Genomic DNA, 18012 nt, shown 5'->3' with positions numbered 1-18012 from the left:
GCCCGGCCGCGTCACCGGGGCTGCGGACTCCATTCGAAGAGCATGATGGTCGCGTCGTCGCGCAGCGGGTTGCGCTGGTAGTCGAGGATGGCGTGGATGAGCAGCCGCAACACCTCCGCCGGGCGCTGTCCGGCGGAGGAGGAGCCGATGATGAAGTCGGTGAACCGGTCGAGGCCGAACTCCACGCCGTTCGCGTCGCGCGCCTCCACGACACCGTCGGTGTAGAGCAGCACACAATCGCCCGGTTCCAGGGTCGTCTCGTGGACGTCCCGGGCCGCCGGGGCGAGGGCGCCGGCCAGGCCGATCGGCGGTTGCGGGGGTCGGTCCAGCGCCCCGGCGAGCACCCGCTCGGCGCGGATCAACAGCGGCGGAGGGTGACCACAATTGACCCAGTGCAGCACCCCGGTCTCCGCGTCCAGCCGACACAGCACGCCGGTACAGAAGTGGTCGGGCAGCCATCGGGCGAGCGCCCGGTCGACGGAGCCGACGATGTCGGGCAGGTCGGCACCTTCCCGACGGGCGTTGCGCGCCGCCGCCATGGCGACCGACGTGGTCAGGCCGGCGGTCAGATCGTGACCCATGCCGTCGAGGATCATGGTGTGCAGGATGTTCTTGACCACCGAATGGTCGAAGGCGTCACCCGCGACGTCGTAGGCGGGTTCCAGGACCGCGGTCGACACGCACCGTCTGCTGCCGATGGTGCGCGGGGGCAGGAAGGCCCACAACATCTCGGCGGGCGCCCCCATGGACTCGGTGCGGGTGAGAGCGGCGAGCCAGTCGCTGTAGGCCCGCTTGGAGGTGATCAGCATGGCGAGCAGATGGGCCAGCATCCGGCCGCGGCGCATGCGCACCGCGTCGAGCGAGGCGGTCCGCACCCTCAGCACGCCCAGCCGCTCCGCGCCGTCGACCAGGGGCATCCACAGGATCAGGCCGTCGTCGACCTCGGCCACCCGCGGGGAGACCGTGCGATACGCCCAACCGGCCGACGTGCGATCCACCCGCAACGGCTCGCCGATCTCGTCGAGTGGCACGAGCAGACGTTGTTGCAGGTCGACGAGGTAGATCGACGCGGTGTCCAGGCCGAGGAGGTCGGCGCACCGATTCGCCAGAGCGGGCAACTCGACCGGCAGTGCGGTCTGCGCCTCGATGATCAGCTCTTCCAGGCGATTCTCGTCGACGCCGCCGTCGGGAACGGAGAAGACGTGCGGTGTGTCCGACACGAGGACCACCCCTTCCTCGCCCAGTTTCACACCGAGCCCGGCCCCGCGGGCCGGAGCCGGGTCCCGAGCCTTCGGACTCGGAGGCGACTTTCGTTCCTTTTGAGACCTTTATATTATTTATTCGGCTTATGAGCATTTTGGAACTCCCGGGGTATCTTGCGGTTGCCAAACCGCGGAGCACCCGGAGGAAACGCAGTGTCCGACTCGCCGCAACACCGCATCTTCGCCATGTTGGACGTGGACGGCGACGGCGCCATCACCCACGAGGAATACCTCGCACGGGTCGACCGCGTCGCCTCCGCCGTCGGCCGCGACGCCGACCATGCGATCGTCGCCGCGTCGCGGACCGCTCACGAGGCGGTCTTCCGGGACATGGACGCCGACCGCGACGGGCGCGTGACGTTCGAGGAATACCGCACGTGGGTCGGGCACGACGCGTTCGAACGCTCCTGCCGACCCGCCCTGGGTTCCCTGTTCGACATCGCCGACACCGATGCCGACGGACGCTTGGACCGGGACCGGTTCATCCGCCTGCGTACGGCCGGGGGCAACGCGGAAACGGACGCCGCAGCGGCATTCGACGCCCTCGACACCGACCGCGACGGACTGGTCGACCGCGACGCCTACCTGGCGGGCATCCGGAGCTTCGTGACCAACGCGAACTCCCCCATGGCCGCCGCCTACGGAGCCGCACAACCGGTGCCGGGTCGTTCCTGATCCGGCCGGCGAAGCCGTCGATCCGGGGCGGAAGGATCCCCGACGATCCCCGAGCCGGACCGGAAGGCTCCCGACGGTGTGGGATCGGTGGTCAGGGGGACTGGACCTCGTCGAAGAGGGCGATGGCGTCGGCGGGGTTCGGGCCGACGAGGCGGGCCAGGCCGGCCGTCGTGATCCTCGCCCACCTGGCGGCCCGTACCCACATGCGTTCCTCGAACGCGCGGACGGCGTCGTCCGGATCCCCCGAGCCGGCGGCGATGGACTCGGCGAGTTCGGCGCCGTCCGACATCGCGAGGTTCGCGCCCGCCCCCAGGGGCGGCATCAGATGGGCGGCGTCGCCCAGGAGCGTCACCCCGCGGACGTGGGTCCAGGTGTGGGACTCGGGCAGGGCGTAGAGCGGGCGGTGGGCGAAATCGGTGCCGTGGCGGAGAAGGTCGAGCACTGAAGGGGCCCAGCCGTCGAACAGGGCCGACAGGCTCGATCGCACGGCGTCGACGTCGGCCGGTTCCCGGTTCGTGTGCCGGTCCAGCGGCGCGCGGAACTGGGCGTACACCTTGACGTGGCCGCCGCTGTTGCGTTGGGCGACGAGACCCCGGTTCACGCCGTACACGGCCATGGAGCCGTCGCCGATCATCCGGGCGAGGTCGGGGTGGCGGGTGTCGACGTCGTCCAGGGAGGTCTCGACCATGGTGACCCCGGTGTAGTGCGGCGTCACCGACGAGACCGCCGGGCGGACCCGGGACCGGGCACCGTCCGCACCCACCACGAGGTCGAACGTCTCCTGTCGCCCGTCCGCGAAACGGACCGACACGCCGTCCCGGGCCCGCGGCACCACCTCCGTGACGCCGCTCCCCCACCGGACGTCGAGCGGGCCGAGCAGCAGGTCGCGGAGTTGCCCGCGGTCGATCTCGGGGTTGGCGCGGTCGTCGGGACGGGGTCGCCAGTCGCGCAGGACGGTCCCGGTCGGGTCCAGGATGCGCATGGCCTGCCCCTCGGGGCGGGACAGCTCCCGGAACTCCGCCGACAACCCGGCCTTCTCCAGCGCGAGTTGGCCCGTGCCCTCGTGCAGGTCCAGCGTGCCGCCCGGGGGGCGCGCGTCGGGGGAGGGATCTCGTTCGAGGATGGTGACGGGGTGGCCATGGCGGTGCAGAACGCGGGCGAAGGTCAGGCCGGCGGGGCCGCTTCCGACTACGGCGATGCGCTGTCTCATGTCGATACACTGTATTGGCTCGCTACAGTGCATCGCAACACTGCGAGGTGCGCCCCGACCGGGCCGCCGTCCCACCCCCGCGCCGCCGACCACCAGGAAGATGGGAGGATCCCCGAATGATCACAGTGTGGCGTGACCGGCGGACGTGGAGTTACAGCCTGCTCGTGGCGGCCGTCGTGATGGGTGCCGGCGGATGCGGGGACGAGTCGGGGTCGACCGCACACGCAGGTGGGGGCGGGTCGACGTCCGCTCCGACGGCCCGGGAAGGCGGCGGGCCATCGTCCGCGCACACGCCCCGGAGCGTGCCGACGGAGCCGACCGCCCCGGCCACGCCCGCCGGTTGTCCGGAGTCGGGCGTGCGGGTCACGGGCGAGGAGCCCAGTGCGGCGATGGGACTGCGGGCGATGACCCTGACGATGGTCAACTGCGGGAGTGCGCCCCGTACCGTGACCGGATATCCGGGCCTGCGGGTCCTGGACGCCGACCGAGCCGGGCTCGGGGTCGAGATCGATCCGGGGGCGGCGTCGATCACCACCACGGAAAGCCTCCAGGCCGAGCCCCGACCGGTGACGCTGCGCCCCGGCGAGCAGGCGGTCTCCGTGGTCGTATGGCGCAACACCGTTACGAACGCGCCAGGTTCCGCGCAAAACGGCCTCTACCTCGACATAGAGCCGCTTCCGGGCCAAGCCCGCCAACGAATAGCCGTCCCGGGCGGCATCGACCTCGGCAACACCGGACGCCTCGGCATCGGCCCCTGGCACCCGCGCGATTGACCGCCTCGCGGCACACTCGGGACGCACAACCCACCCGCCCCCGCGCATGTCGGACCCGAGACCCGACACCCCCGCGCGTTCGACGCATCGTGGGCAGGGGTGTCAGTGGTGTTGGGTTGCCGATGTGCGGGCGGGTTGGGGGAATTCGGTGGTGTGGTTGCCGAGGGTGAGTAGGCGGTAGGTGTAGCGGGCGGCGCTTTCCAGGTTTTGGGCCTTGCGTAGCGCGTCCTGGGGGGATGTGCCCACCGTGGAGCAGCCGTGGTGGGCGAGGACCACGCAGTCGCTGTGGCGGGTCGCGGCCGCCGTGGCTTCGGCCAGTTCGAGGGAGCCGTTGGGGTGGAACGGCACGCGGGTGATGACGGGGGCGTAGGCGACGTGGTCGAGGGTGAGTTGGCGGATGCGCTCGCCCATGGCGTCGACGAGCACCGCGTATTCGGGGTGGACGTGCACCACCGCCTCGACGTCGGGTCGGGCCAGGTAGGTGTGTCGGTGCAGGCGCCATTCGCTGGACGGTGTCGCCGCATCCGTGCCCGCGCGCGGCTCGCCGTCGAGGCGCACGATCGCGAAGTCCCGTTCGGTCAGCCGGTCGAGCCGACTGCCGGCAGCCGTCACCGCGAAGGTGTCGGTGCCGGGCAGCCGGGCGGACAGGTTGCCGCCGCTCGCAAGGACGAGGCCGCTGTCCACGCACTGTCGGCCCGCGTCGACCAGGGCGGCGAGGATGTGCTCTGCCGTCATCGGGGCCCGCGTCCCTCGGCGCCCACCAGGGCGGACGCGGCCTCGGCGACACGCGCCGGGGTCAGCGTGGCCCGGTCCACGAGCAGGATTCGGGACAGCCGCAACATCGCGGCACCGACGACGGCGTACCGATCGTCGTCCAGCGTCTCCAGATCGCTCACCTTGGCCAACCCCACGGTACGGCGGGCCGCCTCGCAGCCCGCGAAGCCGAACGCGTCGGCGAGGATGGCCGGCAGCCGCCCGTCGAGGTAGGAGTCGGGGTAGCGCTCCGGCGCGCGCCGCCCCGGCCAGTGCCCGCGCAGCCGTGCGCCGAACCCGTCCCAGCTCGTCGCGAGCGTCCCGAACAGGGCCTCCGCGCGCCCCTGTTCGCCCAGCGCCGCGGCCCGGGCGCCCGCGAAGAGCAGGTTCGCCCACAACATGCCGAGGTCGAAACCGATCGGCCCGTAGCACGCGAACTCGGGGTCGAACGCCCGCACCGACAGGTCGCCGTCGTGCGCGCCGCCCCGAACGAAGACGCTGCCGGTGTGCAGGTCGCCGTGGAGCAGGGTTTCCTGCGTGGTGAGGAACGTGTGCTTCATCGCCATCGCGGCGGCCTGCCACGCCCGGTCCGCCCGCAGTTCGGCGTAGGCCGCGTCGAGAACCGGGCGCACCGAGTTGCGTTCGGCGCCCAGGAAGGGCTCGGTGAACACGAGATCCTCGGTGATCTCGCAGAGTTCCGGATTGATCGCGGCGGCGGCGCGGGCCCGGAACTCGGCCTCGGTGAGGCTGTCGACCGAGGTGCCGAACGCGACGTCGGCGAGGTATTCGGCGAGTCGTTCGGCGACGCCCTCGTGTGCTCCGCCGGCATTGAGCCGGGTGCGGAACACCTCGTGGTCGGACAGGTCCTCGAGCGCGAGCACATACGCGTCGGGGTCGAAGTCGAGGAGACCGCAGACGTGTTCGGACAGGGCGCCGTGGATCCGCAGGGCGGCGGCCTCGCGCACCGCACGCTGTTCGGTCATCGGCCATTCGGGGCCGACGAGGCGTACATACGGCAGCGCCTGCTTCAGCACGAGCCGTCGGCCCGCGGCGTCGGCGCAGACGAAGACGAGGTTGAGGTTGCCGTCTCCGACCTCGGCGACGGTGAGCGTCGTCGGGTCGATCAGGTCGCGCAGCGTGGCGCGTTCGGCGATGTAGGCGGGGACCTCGGCGGAGGTCAGGATCCGGTCAGCCATGGGTGCTCTCCGCGATCGCCGGTGCGGTGGTGGGGACATCGGCGCCGGTGCCGGTGCTCGGGTCGGCGGAGGCGGGTGTCGCCGCGACGGCCCGGCGGCGCCGGCCGCGGCGTAGGGAGAAGGACATCAGCAGGGCGAAGATGAGCACGAGCCCCTTGATCAAGTCCTGCGTGTAGTAGGGCAGTCCGCGCATGGTGAGGCCCTGGAGGATCAGCCCGATGAACACCGCGCCGACGAACGTGCCGAGCGCGTTGGGCTTCTTGGCGCCCAGGACCGCGTAGCCGACCAGAGTCATGGCGACCGCGTCGAGCAGCGAGGAATCGCCCGCGGTGACATCGCCCTGCCGCAGGCGCGAGGCGAGGATGATGCCTGCGGTGGCGGCGAGTACGCCGGAGATGGCGTAGGCGGCGAACTTGTAGCGCTTGACCCGGGTTCCGGCCAGGCGCGCGGCCTCCTCGTTGCCGCCGACGGCGTAGAACACCCGCCCGTGGCGGGTGCGTTGCAGGAAGACCCACAACAGCAGGGCGATGACCAGGAAGAGGTAGACGGAGTAGGGGATGCCGAACAGCTTGTCGCCGTCGATGGCGGTGAAGTCGTCGGTGAACCTGCCCTTGACCACGGTGCCGTCGCCGAGCTTCATGCCGGTGGTCAGGGTCTGACCGTCGACGAGCCAGCGTTTGAGGCCCTGGATGGTGAACATGGTGCCGAGGGTGGCGAGCAGCGGCGGGATGTTCAGGAACACGATGAGGGTGGCATTGACACATCCGACGAGCAGGCCGACCAGGAGGCAGATCACGATCGCGCTCGGGCCGGTGAGTTCGTAGTGGATCATCGCCTCGGCGGCCACGGTGACCGACAGGCCGGTGACCGCGCCGACCGACAGGTCGAGGTCGCCGACGATGGCGGTCAGCGTCATCCCGAGCGCGGCGATCGCCGCGACCGCCTGGATCTGCAGGATCGACACCGTGTTGTCCCAGGTGCCGAAGCCCGTCGTGGTGGCGGAGAACGCGATGTAGAGCGTGACGCCCACCAGGATGATCCCGTAGCGGACCACGAAGTCGCCGAGCGCGGCCGGGAACGCGGCCGGAAGCGGGGTCCGCCGCGCGGTCGATGTCGAGTCGCGCAGATTCATGCGTGGCTTTCCTTTCCGGCTGCGCTCGGCGCGGCCTCCGAGGGCGGTGGTGACGGGGTACGGCGCACGCTCATCGCCGCGATGAGGCGGTCGCGGCCGGCGTCGCCCAGGGCGAGGTCGGCGGTGATCCGGCCCCGGTCGAGCACCACGATGCGGTCGCCGACCTCGAGGGCCTCGTCCACGTCGGAGGTGGCGACCAGGACCGCGGCGGTCGCGGCGAGTTCGCGGACGGTCGCGCCGATGTCGTGGCGGGCGTTGATGTCGACGCCGCGGAACGGTTCGTCGAGCAGCAGTACCCGCGGTTCGCCGAGCAGCCAGCGGCCGATGACCACCTTCTGCTGGTTTCCGCCGGACAGGGTCTCGATCGGCGCGTCGGGTCCGGCGGCCACCACGCCGAGGTCGCGCATCATCGTTGCGGTGGCCCGACGTTCGGCGCCGGTGCGCATCAGGGTGCCCCGGGTGAACGTGCTCGCGAAGGGCAGGGTGAGTTGGGAGCGGATCGGCCAGCCGGGGATGATCGCCTGTTCGTGCCGGGATTCGGGGACGAGGTAGACGCCGCGTTTGATCGCGGCGCCCGGATACCCGGGGTCGAAGGGGCGCCCGTCGAGGGTTCGCCGGCCCGCGCCGATCGACGTGGCGCCGAAGATCCATTCGAGCAGTTCGGTCTTGCCGCTGCCGAGCAGACCGAGCAGCACGGTCACATGGCCGCGGTGCAGTTCGAGGTCGAGGGAGTGCGGGTCGTCCTCCCGCAGGCGGACCCCTTCGAGCGCCAATACCGGCTCCCCCGGCGGGAGTTCGGCGCGTTCGGACTCGGCCGGGGTGCGGTCGAACAGGGCGGTCAGCACGGTCGTCCAGTCGAACCCCCGCCCGGGTACGGGCTCGAACTCGCCCTGCATGGCCCCGTCGCGCAGCACGCCGACGCGGTCGCACAGTTGGTCGATCTCGGCGAGTTTGTGGGTGACGAACAGGACGGTCATGCCGTCCGCGGCGAGCGCGCGCACCAGGTCGAACAGGCGCGCGCTCTCCTCCGCGGACAGCGCCGAAGTGGGTTCGTCCAGGATCAGCAGCCTGGGTTTGCGGGACAACGCCCGGGCCAGGACCAGGAGTTGCCGCTCGGAGACGCCCACGTCGCGCACCGGCGAGCGCAACGTCTGCCGGTCGAAGCGCAGGCCCAGGGTGGCCGCGACCTCGACGGCCTGGGCCTCGGTCCGGCGCCGGCTGAACAGGATGGGCGAGGATCGGTCGCCGAGCCGGTCCAGGGCCAGGTTCTCCGCGACCGTCATGTCGAGGATCACCCCGTCGTTGGGGTTCTGGTGCACGGTGCCGATGCCGCTGCGCTGGGCGGCGAGCGGGTCGGGGAAGACCACCACCTCGCCGTCGCGCAGGATCTCGCCGCCGTCCGGGGACTCCGCGCCCGAAAGAATCTTGATGAGCGTGGACTTGCCCGCGCCGTTGGCGCCCATCAGGCCGTAGATGTCACCCGCGCCGATGCGGAGGCCGACCCCGCGCAGCACCCGGTTCGGGCCGTAGCTCTTCGAGATGTCCCGCACTTCGAGGACGGTGTCCCGGCGGCGGTCTCGGCGGTCTTCGCGTCCGTCGTCTTGTCGGGGCTGCACGGGTGCCTCCTTTCCGGTTTCGACCGAGGGTGGGTCAGGCGCCCGGCCGGATCGCGGTGATCCACGGTGCCCCGAGCACGTCCGGGGTGGCCAGTTCGGGCAGCGCCTTGCGCAGCGTGTCCATGTTCGTCACGCCGTTCGCCTTGAGCGTGTCCTGGGTGATCAGGGTCGCGGGGATGGTCATCTTCTGCGGCAGGTCGACCTTCCCGGCCGCCGCGATCGAGGCCCGGGCCACGACCGCGCCCACGTTCGCCGGATCGGTGGCGGCGGTGGCCCGCCACGGGCTGCCGGCCTCGGTCATCAGCTGGATGTCGGCGGTGGAGACGTCCACGCCGTAGACCTTCACCTTGTTCGTCATGCCGTTCTGGCGCAGCGCGATCAGCGTGCCCTTGGCGAGTTCGTCGTAGGCGGCGAAGGCGAGCGTGGTGTCCGGGGCGGCGGACAGCGCCGCGGTGCCCTCGGTGGCGGTGTCGGCCGCGACCGACTCGGTGTACTTGCCGAAGCGCGCCTTCTGCGTGAACGTCGGGTTGTCCTTGAGGAACTGCTGGTACACCTTGTCGCGGGAGTCGAGCGGCGCGATGCCGGACACGTTGACGTAGGCAAGCTTGCCGCCCGAGGGGTTGTCCTGCTTCATGTAGCCGAGGATCTTGTCGGCGATCGAGGCGTCGTCCTGCGAGATGTAGGTGGCCTTGCAGTTGGATATCGCCACGTCGTAGACGACGACCGGAATCCCCTTGGCGATCGCGTCGTCGATCTTGGGGTTGACCGAGTCGGCGAGGCCGTGGTCGACGATGATCACGTCGGGTTTGGCGTTGATGGCCTGGTCGAGTTGGCTGACCTGGGTCGCGTTGTTGCCCCGCGCGTCGTAGACGGTGACGCTGCCGCCGGCGGCCTTGATCTGCTTGGTCGCGCCGTCGCCCCACTGTTCGAAGTAGTCGCCGACGCCGGATTGGCGGACGAGCGCCACCTTGAAGTCGCCCCTCAGCCCGGCGGGCTTGGCCTCGGGCAGCTTGCGCGCGTTGTCGACGGTGCGCTGGGTCGCGCAGTTGCCGGCGCCGCCGGCGGCGCCGGACGCGCCGGGCTCCGCCTTGTTGTCGTCGGTGCTCTGCGAGCATGCGGCGAGCAGGGACATTCCGACGGCGGCGGCCCCGATCACGCGAATGGCCTTGGATCTCATGGTGTTCTCCTCACTCGGTGGTCTCGGCCGCGACCGGCCGGGCCGCGGGGGTGTCGCTCGCGGGGGTGTCGCCCGCGACGACGTCGATGACGCGCGCGTCGGTGACGATCGCCGTGATCAGGTCGGCGGGCGTCACATCGAAGGCGGGATTGAGGGCGGTGGCGTCGGGCGGGGTGACCCGTACACCGCGGAAGAAGCGGACCTCGGCGCCGCCGCGATCCTCGATCTCGATCGCGTCGCCGTTCGGGGTGGCCGGGTCGATCGTGGTCTCGGGGGCGACCACGAGGAACGGCACCCCGGCCCGGGCCGCGGCCAGGGCCACCGCGAACGTGCCGATCTTGTTGGCGGTGTCGCCGTTGGCGGCGATCCGGTCGGCGCCCACCAGCACCGCGTCGACGCCACCTCGGGCCAGCGTGATCGCCGCGGCCGAGTCCACGATCACGTCGTACGACGCGCCCATGCGGCCCAGTTCCCACGCGGTCAGCCGGGCGCCCTGGAGCAGTGGCCGCGTCTCGCACGCGATGGCGCGCACCAGTCGGCCGTCGCGGTGCAGCTTCGCCACCACGCCGAGCGCCGTGCCGTGCTCGACGGCGGCGAGCGCGCCGGTGTTGCAGATGGTCAGTACGGTCAGCGCGGCCCGGTCCGGGATCAACCGCGTCAGCGCGTCGGTACCGCGTTCGGCCATCGCGACGCAGGCCGCGATGTCCGCGTCCCGTACCCGCAGCGCGGCCTCCAGGGCGGCGAGCGCGCCGCCGCGCTCCAGGGCGGCGAGCGCGGTGTCCACGCCGTAGGCCAGGTTGACCGCCGTGGGCCGGGCCTCGCGCAGTTCGGCGATGGCCTGCCGGGCCAGGTCGGCCGGCAGGTTCTGCGCGGCGAGCGCGACGCCCAGGGCGCCGGCCACGCCGAGCGCGGGGGCTCCGCGTACCGCGAGTCGTTGGATCGCGTCCACCAGGACGTCGAGGTCGTGGATGTCGAGTTCGACGAGGCTGTCGGGCAGCAGGGTTTGGTCGACCAGCCTGATGAATCCCCTGCCGGGTTCCCGCTCGGCGTCGTCGGCGGGAATCCAGTCGATCGTGCGCATCCGCCGCGTCTCCGTCTCTTCGTGGGACGACCCGTCGATGCCTCCGGGGGCCGTCCTCATGATCCGAGTGCGCCGAAGTTGTCAGACAATTCGAAGCGTGTCAAGATGTCCGACATGGCGACCCAGACACGGCGGCCGCTGGCCGACGACATCGTTCGGGAACTCAAGATCGAGATCCGCGACGGCGTCCATCCCGCGGGGGCACGGTTGCCGACCGAGGCCGATCTGTGCAGGCGGTTCGGGGTCTCGCGGGCCACGGTGCGCACCGCGCTCAAGGAACTCGACGTGCTCGGCCTGATCCGCACCCAGCAGGGCGCGGGCACGTTCGTGCGCACCCGCCCCGCGGTACGCGACGGCCTGGAGCGCATGGGCTCGATCACCGAGTCGATCCGGCGCAGCGGCAAGGAGCCCGGGCACGAGTACGGGCGGCGCACGCTGCGCCAGGTGCTGCCCGACGAGGCCGAACGCATGGGCGTGCCGTCCGACACCGAGGCGCTGGAACTACGCCGCCGGGTGACCGCCGACGGCGACGTGGTCGCCTACTCCTACGACGTGATCCCCCGCGGCCTGCTGCCGGCCGCGTTCGATCCGGAGGAGCTGAGCGGGTCGTTGTTCGCCTATTTCGAAACCGAGTTGGGCATCCATCCGACGCTCGGCCTCGCGAAGGTGCACGCCGTCTCGTCGGCGCACATCGCGTGGGGTCCGGACGCGGCCAAACACCGCCTGTTCGTGCTGCTCGACCAGCTGCACTACGACGACGACCACCGGCTGCTCGCGTACTGCAAGACCTATTTCGTCGAGGGCTCCTACGAGTTCCAGCTGGTACGCACGGCCTGACCACACCGGTACGGTGCCGGCGCCCGGCCCGGCGGCCCGACCGCACGAGCGCGCGGCGTCCCCGGCCCACCCGCGCGAGCGCACGGCAACGAGCGGGTACGCGCGGGGAGTTCCGCGCGTACCCGCCCCAACCACCCCCGCCGTGCCCGGCCATGGGCACGGCGGGCGCTCACACGACCCGTTCGCTGCCTCCGTCGACGGGGATCTGCGCACCCGTGGTCGCGGCGAAGTCGTCGGAGCACAGCCGGGTGACCGCCTGCGCCACGGTGGTGCTGCTCACCTCGGTACGCAGCAGGTTGCGCCGCTTGTACTCCTCGACCGTCATGCCGTAGTCGGCGGCCCGCTTGGCCAGGACCTCCTCGGTCCACAGGCCGGTGTCGAAGACCGCGTCCGGGTGCACCACGTTGACCCTGATGCCGTCGGCGGCCCATTCCAGCGCGGCCACCCTGGACAGCTGCGTGACGGCCGCCTTGGACGCCGAGTAGGCGGCCGCGCCCGGCCCGGGCGCGGGCACGTTGCGGGACGCGATCACCACCACCCGGCCGCCGCGCGGGGCGAGCGCGAGCAGCGGGTGGGTCTCACGGAACAGGACGGCGACGGAGTCCACGTTGACCGCCATCGAGGTGCGCCACGCGTCGGCGTCCAGCGCCGAGATCGGCGCGCCCGCCTTGAACACGCCCGCGCTCGCGACCACCATGTCGAGGCCGCCGAAGCGCTCGACGGCGGCCCGCAGCGCGCTCTCCACGGCGGCGCGGTCGGTGACGTCCACGACCTGCCCGAGGTATCCGGCTCCCGGGAGGGTCCGCGTGACGCCGGCGTCGAGGTCCCAGCCGACGACGCTCGCGCCGGCCGCCGCCAGGGCCCGTGCGCACGCCCTGCCGATGCCCGACGCGGCCCCGGTGACCAGCGCGACCTCGCCGGCGAACGCCTGCGGCGCCCCGGCCCGGCGCAGTTTGGCCTGCTCCAGGTCCCAGTATTCGAGGTCGAAGATGTGCTCCTCGGACGCGGGCCGGTAGCCGCCGAGGCGTTCGCCGGCGGTGATCACGTCCATCGTGTGCCGGTAGATGTCGCGGGCGACGTCGGTGTCCTTGGCGCTGCCGCCGACCGTGAGCATGCCCAGGTCGGGGTCCAGAACGATCCTCGGCGCCGGATCCAGCGGCTTCAACTCGGTGCCGCGACGCCGGTGATGGCGTTCGAAGTACTCCCGGTAGCGGTCGGCGTAGCCGGCCACGTCGCGACCCACCAGCGGCACCCGTTTGGTGCGGATGACGTGGTCGGGGGTCGCCGGGCCCCTGGTCGCGACCTCGGCCAGGTCGGCCCGCGCGACGAACCTCGCCGTGTCCTCGTCGGCGTGCCGGGCGACGATCATCGGCCGGCCCGCGGCCTCGCTGATCTCCCGCCGCAGCAGGGCGAGTTCGGCGCTCGTCGGGCGCGCCCGCGCGGGGGCGGGGGCAGGCGCGGGGGCGTTGTGTTCGGCCAGCCGGCGCTCGGCGCGGGTGATCAGGTCCAGGTGGCGCTCGTACGCCTCGCGGGTGTCGTCGCCGAAGGTGAACAGGCCGTGGTTGAGCAGTACGAGGCCGATGGTCCCGGCGTGTGCCCGGTCGCGCCACACCTCGGCGCAGCGTACGGCGAGGTCGAACCCGGGCATCACGTACGGGACGATCGCGACGTCGTCGCCGAACACGTCGCGGATCACCGCCTCGCCGTCGGCGAGGTTGGTCAGGGTCAGGATCGCGTCGGCGTGGCTGTGTTGTACCGCGCGGTGCGGCAACATCGCGTGCAGCAGCGCCTCGACGGAGGGGTCGGGGGCGGACGCGTCGAGCAGCGCGCAGCGCAGTTCGTTGACCATCTGGGCATCGCTGAGCGCGGTGACGGTGAGCAGTTCGCGCAGCCGGGCCAGGCGCAGCGGGGCGAACCCCTCGGGGCCGATCGAGGCCAGGTCGTGGCCGCTGCCCTTGACGTAGAGCACCTCGACCGGCGCGCCGGTGACATCGGCGATCTCGGCCTTCACCGAGGTGTTGCCGCCGCCGTGCAGCACGAGTGTGGGTTCGCCGCCGATCAGCCGTGAACCGTAGGCGCACTGCCCCAGGGGACCGTCGCCGGCGTCCGCGTCGGACCATCGATTGCGCATGGGTGCACCGTCCTCGTCCTCTTATTCATCAGACCAACCGAGCCAATTTGTCTGACAACCTAGGAGCTGGCGTGCCCGCGGTCAATACGCCGGGTCAGGTGTCCGGGCGGCGACGGCCGGCCACGAGCGCGTCGGAGACGGCCCGCTCGGTCGGCTCGCGCGCTCGGGGTGGGTCAGACGCGCAGGAGGGCCTTGACGGCGCGGCGTTCGTCCATCGCGCGGTATGCCTCTGGGGCCCGGTCGAGGGGGAGCGTGAGGTCGAAGACCCTGCCGGGGTCGATGCGGCCGTTCCAGATCAGGTCGATCAGCTCCGGCAGGTATCGCCGTACCGGGGCGGGGCCGCCGTGCAGGTGCACGTGGGAGAAGAACAGTCGTCGACCGTCCAGGGACACGTCGTGGGAGACGCCGACGTGGCCGACGTGACCACCGGGCCGCGTCGCGCCGATGGCCTGCGTCATCGACTCCTGGGTGCCGACCGCCTCGATCACGGAGTGCGCGCCGAGGCCGTCGGTCGCCTCCAGGACGCGCGCGACGCCCTCGTCGCCGCGTTCGGTGACGATGTCGGTCGCCCCGTACTCGATCGCGAGCTGCTGCCGGGACTCGTGGCGGCTCATCGCGATGATCCGCTCGGCGCCGAGCCGCTTCGCGGCGAGCACCGCCATCAGCCCGACCGCGCCGTCGCCGACCACCGCGACCGTCCGTCCCGGCCCGGCCTGCGCGGCGACCGCGCCGAACCAGCCGGTGCCGAGCACGTCGGACGCCGCCAACAGGCTCGGGACCATCGTGTCGTCCGGCATGCCGGGGGTGGCCACCAGAGTCCCGTCCGCCAGTGGCACGCGCAGCCGCTCCGCCTGGGCGCCGAGCGCGCCGAGCGATTCGCGATGGACGCACGAGGACTGGTAGCCCGCGCGGCAGATCTCGCAGGTGTTGTCGGAGGCGAAGAACGACCCCACCACGAACTGCCCCGGCCGGACCGAGGTGACCGCGCCGCCGACCTCCTCGACGACGCCGGCGTATTCGTGCCCCATCGGGGCCGGGCCGTCGACGGCATCGATCCCGCGATACGGCCACAGGTCCGACCCGCACACGCACGTCGCCGCCAACCGGATCACCGCATCGGTCGGGTGGACGATCGTCGGGTCCTCGCGCTCTTGCACCCGGACGTCGCCGGGGGCATGCATCACGACACCACGCATGGGGAGTACTCCTTGCCTCGCCGGTCACATCCCGGCGGATCGGATACCGACCCGCCGGTCCTCGAAGGGCGGCCCGGGGAAGTCGCGGCCCGGCGGCGCCACTTCCTCGAGACAACCCGATTCCCCGCGCCGCAGGGAGTCACCGGTGTGGGGTGTACCGGCGGTACATCCCTCACCGCGCGGCGAGGACGTACGGTCGAGGGGTGGACAACCATGACGAAGTCCGCGAGTTTTTGACCTCGCGGCGCGGCAGGATCACCCCGGAGCAGGCCGGACTCCCCGCCGGCGGCCGGCGCCGGGTGTCGGGCCTGCGCCGAAGCGAGGTCGCCGCCCTCGCGGACGTCAGCGTCGAGTACTACGCCAAGCTGGAGCGCGGCAACCTCGCCGGCGTCTCACCCGCCGTCCTCGAGGCCGTCGCGCGAGCGCTCCGCCTGGACGACGCGGAGCGGGCACATCTGCTCAACCTGGCCCACACCGCCACCGGTGCCGACGCCCTCACCCGGCCCCGGCGCCGCGCGACCCGGTCGTGGAACCCGCATCCGAGCCTGCGGTGGACCCTGGACGCCGTCACCGGAGGCCTCGCCTTCGTCCGCAACGGCCGCATGGACCTGCTCGCCGCCAACGCGCTCGGCCGCGCCTTCTACGCCGACATCTACGCCGGCGGCGGACACCGGCCCAACCTCGCCCGCTTCATCTTCCTCGACCCCGCCGGGCGCCGCTTCTACCCCGACTGGGACCTCGTGGCCGACACCACCGTCGCCATCCTGCGCACCGAGGCCGGCCGCGACCCGCACGACCGGAGCCTGCACGACCTCGTCGGCGAACTGTCCACGCGCAGCGACGACTTCCGCACCCGCTGGGGCTCCCACGACGTCCGCCGCCACGGCACCGGCGACAAACGTTTCCACCACCCCGTCGTCGGCGACGTCACCCTCGCCTACCAGAGCCTCGAAATGGCCGCCGAGCCCGGCCTCATGCTCACCATCTACACCGCCGAGCCGGGCTCCCCCGCCGACGAAGGGCTCCGCCTCCTCGCCTCCTGGTCCGCCGACGACACCCCGCGCGGACCCGGTGCCGACACATCGTCGACCACCCCGCACACCGGCGCCCGACCGCGACCCTGAGCCCCCGCCTCCTCGGTGCCGGACAGGGCTGCCGTCCCCGCTCGACGGCGATTCAGTCGAGGTGCGCCATGAGGGGCGGGCCGTCCTCCTCGACGGCGAGGGCCACGACGCGCAGGAGGGCGGCCAGGTCGCCCAACTGCTTCCCGGTCAGGGGTGCCAGCAGGCCGGCCTCGGCCTCCCGCTGGTCGTCGATCACCGCCGCCCACGTCTCGGCGCCCCGGGGGGTCAGGCCGACGAGAAGACTGCGGCGGTCCTCGGTCGTGTGCTCGCGGGTGATCAGACCCGCCGACTGCAGGCGATCGAGGCGGCTGGTCAGGGTCGCGGGGTGGACGCCGAGCCCCCGGGCCAGTCGGGTGGGCGCCATGCGGTAGGGCTCGCCCGCCGAGCGCAGGCGCCACAGGATCTCGTACTCCCACAACTTCAGGCCGTGCCGCGCCAGGGCGGCCTCCTTCTCGTGTCGCAGGTGTCGCACGAGCATCTGCATGCGGGTGACGGCGCCCTCCAAATCCGGTTCCAGGCCCGGGACTTCATGCTCCCAACGGAGGATGTGCCGGTCGATCGAGTCTCGTGTCCGCGCCGGTTCCGCCGCCGCATGCCGTGCTGTCACGGAGCCACCCTACCCTCCGGAAATTATGACTTCGGATATTTTGAAATCGTAGTACTGTCCCGACCCATGTCGACCTTCACCCTCGCCGGCCGCATCGACGAACACGTCGTCGACAGTGTGTTGCTGCGCGGCAACCCCCTCGGCGACCCGACCCGACGCCCGCTGTGGGTCTACACCCCACCCGACTACGACGAGGCGCCGCGACGTCGCCACCCCGTCACGTATCTGCTGCTCGGCTACGCGGGAACCCTCCCGATCTGGGGCAACCGCACGGCCTTTCGCAAGCCGGTCCCCGAGCTGATCGACGAGATCTTCGCCCGCGGCGAGGCGCCCGGGACGGTGCTGGTCTTCGTGGACGCCTGGACCACGTACGGCGGCAGCCAGTTCATCGACTCGCCCGGCACCGGCCGCTACCACTCCTACCTCTGCGAGGAGATCGTGCCGTACGTCGACGCCCACTACCGCACACTTCCGGAGCGCGACCACCGGGCCATCGCGGGCAAGTCCAGCGGCGGACTCGGCGCCGCGATCACCTCGATGCTGCGCCCGGACCTGTTCGGCGCCTTCGCCACCCACTCCGGCGACTCGCTGTCCGAGGCCCAGTACCACCCGCACTTCCTCACCGCGGCCCGCCAACTGCGGCCCTACGGCGGCGACATCCTCCGCTGGTGGGACGACTTCCGCTCACGCGTCGCCTTCACCAGGGAGGAGGACCTGAACCTCCTGGAGATCCTCGGCGTCTCCGCCTGCTTCTCCCCCGGCCCCGACGGCTCCCCCACCCTGCCGTTCGACCCCCGCACCGGGGCCCTGCGCGAGAGTGAGTGGCGACGCTGGCTGGCCTGGGACCCGGTACGCATGGCCCCCGCACACGCCGACGCCCTCCGCTCGCAGCGCGGCATCCGGATCGACGCCGGCACCCGCGACGAATGGTTCCTCGACCTGGGCGCACTGGCCTTTCGCGACGCCCTCGCCGACATCGAAGTCCCGGACGACATCGTGCACTTCGAGCTGTTCGAGGGCGGCCACCACGCCGTCGAGTACCGCATGCCGGCCGCCCTGGCCTGGCTGGCCCACCGCATCGCCGACCACCCCTGACCGTCGACGCCGGATCCGCGCCGCGCCGACGCGCCGACTTCCTCGCACGGTTGCGCGCGGATCGGGGGCGGCGACCACCCGCGCACCCGGAGCGCGCGAACCCGCCGATGCCGCCGCATACCGCGTTCGAGTGAACCGCCCCCGCAC

16 protein-coding genes are annotated in these 18012 nt (G+C 71.8%); 5 read left to right on the top strand and 11 right to left on the bottom strand.

The window, feature by feature from the left end; genetic code table 11:
* Window positions 1-11: 11 nt before the first annotated feature.
* The gene (locus EMA17_RS02545; RefSeq protein ID WP_246126393.1) at window positions 12-1220 is read right to left on the bottom strand and encodes a PP2C family protein-serine/threonine phosphatase; all 1209 of its coding nucleotides are present in this window, start codon (window positions 1218-1220) and stop codon (window positions 12-14) included.
* Window positions 1221-1415: 195 nt separating this feature from the next.
* Here EMA17_RS02545 and EMA17_RS02540 point away from each other — a divergent pair, with 195 nt between their 5' ends.
* Window positions 1416-1937: an EF-hand domain-containing protein gene (locus EMA17_RS02540; protein ID WP_281290415.1), complete on the top strand. Its 522-nt coding sequence runs from the start codon at window positions 1416-1418 to the stop codon at window positions 1935-1937.
* A 91-nt stretch (window positions 1938-2028) separates the two neighbouring features.
* On the opposite strand, the gene EMA17_RS02535 is transcribed toward EMA17_RS02540, so the two are convergent.
* Window positions 2029-3147 carry an FAD-dependent oxidoreductase gene (locus tag EMA17_RS02535; protein WP_126635181.1) on the bottom strand — a complete coding sequence of 373 codons (1119 nt, stop codon included), beginning with the start codon at window positions 3145-3147 and terminating at the stop codon, window positions 2029-2031.
* Between the two features lie 302 nt (window positions 3148-3449).
* Here EMA17_RS02535 and EMA17_RS02530 point away from each other — a divergent pair, with 302 nt between their 5' ends.
* On the top strand, window positions 3450-3920 hold the full coding sequence (locus EMA17_RS02530; RefSeq protein WP_160161286.1) for a DUF4232 domain-containing protein: 471 nt from the start codon (window positions 3450-3452) through the stop codon (window positions 3918-3920).
* Window positions 3921-4022: 102 nt separating this feature from the next.
* On the opposite strand, the gene EMA17_RS02525 is transcribed toward EMA17_RS02530, so the two are convergent.
* The 6 genes from EMA17_RS02525 to mtnA are packed head-to-tail and all read right to left on the bottom strand — an operon-like array spanning window position 4023 to window position 10875.
* Window positions 4023-4655 (bottom strand): class II aldolase/adducin family protein, encoded by a 633-nt coding sequence (locus EMA17_RS02525; protein WP_126635179.1) that lies wholly within the window; start codon window positions 4653-4655, stop codon window positions 4023-4025.
* Complete coding sequence (gene mtnK / locus EMA17_RS02520) at window positions 4652-5869, bottom strand: S-methyl-5-thioribose kinase (RefSeq protein ID WP_160161285.1); 1218 nt, start codon at window positions 5867-5869, stop codon at window positions 4652-4654. The genes EMA17_RS02525 and mtnK overlap by 4 nt, the downstream gene beginning before the upstream one ends.
* The gene (locus tag EMA17_RS02515; protein WP_126635177.1) at window positions 5862-7001 is read right to left on the bottom strand and encodes an ABC transporter permease; all 1140 of its coding nucleotides are present in this window, start codon (window positions 6999-7001) and stop codon (window positions 5862-5864) included. The genes mtnK and EMA17_RS02515 overlap by 8 nt, the downstream gene beginning before the upstream one ends.
* Entirely contained in the window at window positions 6998-8617 is a 1620-nt protein-coding gene (locus EMA17_RS02510) for a sugar ABC transporter ATP-binding protein (protein ID WP_126635176.1), read from the bottom strand. Before EMA17_RS02510 ends, EMA17_RS02515 begins: the two co-directional genes overlap by 4 nt.
* Window positions 8618-8651: 34 nt before the next feature.
* Complete coding sequence (locus tag EMA17_RS02505; protein ID WP_126635175.1) at window positions 8652-9794, bottom strand: sugar ABC transporter substrate-binding protein; 1143 nt, start codon at window positions 9792-9794, stop codon at window positions 8652-8654.
* Between the two features lie 10 nt (window positions 9795-9804).
* On the bottom strand, window positions 9805-10875 hold the full coding sequence (gene mtnA, locus EMA17_RS02500; protein WP_126635174.1) for an S-methyl-5-thioribose-1-phosphate isomerase: 1071 nt from the start codon (window positions 10873-10875) through the stop codon (window positions 9805-9807).
* A gap of 114 nt (window positions 10876-10989) precedes the next feature.
* Between mtnA and EMA17_RS02495 the strand changes: the two genes are divergently transcribed.
* A complete protein-coding gene (locus tag EMA17_RS02495; protein WP_078982397.1) occupies window positions 10990-11712 on the top strand; it encodes a GntR family transcriptional regulator in 723 nt (240 codons plus the stop codon).
* Between the two features lie 169 nt (window positions 11713-11881).
* Here EMA17_RS02495 and EMA17_RS02490 read toward each other — a convergent pair whose 3' ends face one another.
* Entirely contained in the window at window positions 11882-13843 is a 1962-nt protein-coding gene (locus EMA17_RS02490; protein ID WP_126635173.1) for a bifunctional aldolase/short-chain dehydrogenase, read from the bottom strand.
* 173 nt (window positions 13844-14016) lie between these two features.
* Window positions 14017-15039 (bottom strand): zinc-dependent alcohol dehydrogenase family protein, encoded by a 1023-nt coding sequence (locus EMA17_RS02485; RefSeq protein WP_126635172.1) that lies wholly within the window; start codon window positions 15037-15039, stop codon window positions 14017-14019.
* 203 nt (window positions 15040-15242) lie between these two features.
* Here EMA17_RS02485 and EMA17_RS02480 point away from each other — a divergent pair, with 203 nt between their 5' ends.
* Complete coding sequence (locus tag EMA17_RS02480; RefSeq protein ID WP_126635171.1) at window positions 15243-16163, top strand: helix-turn-helix transcriptional regulator; 921 nt, start codon at window positions 15243-15245, stop codon at window positions 16161-16163.
* 52 nt (window positions 16164-16215) lie between these two features.
* Here EMA17_RS02480 and EMA17_RS02475 read toward each other — a convergent pair whose 3' ends face one another.
* Complete coding sequence (locus EMA17_RS02475; protein ID WP_246126392.1) at window positions 16216-16770, bottom strand: MarR family winged helix-turn-helix transcriptional regulator; 555 nt, start codon at window positions 16768-16770, stop codon at window positions 16216-16218.
* 66 nt (window positions 16771-16836) lie between these two features.
* On the opposite strand from EMA17_RS02475, the gene EMA17_RS02470 reads away from it, so the two are divergent.
* A complete protein-coding gene (locus EMA17_RS02470; protein ID WP_126635170.1) occupies window positions 16837-17865 on the top strand; it encodes an alpha/beta hydrolase in 1029 nt (342 codons plus the stop codon).
* Window positions 17866-18012 lie beyond the last annotated feature (147 nt).

This window comes from Embleya hyalina (assembly GCF_003967355.1).
In the GTDB taxonomy this organism is placed as follows: domain Bacteria; phylum Actinomycetota; class Actinomycetes; order Streptomycetales; family Streptomycetaceae; genus Embleya; species Embleya hyalina.
The sequence above is the reverse complement of the archived record's forward strand: the minus strand, read 5'-3'. Positions and strand labels throughout refer to the sequence as shown.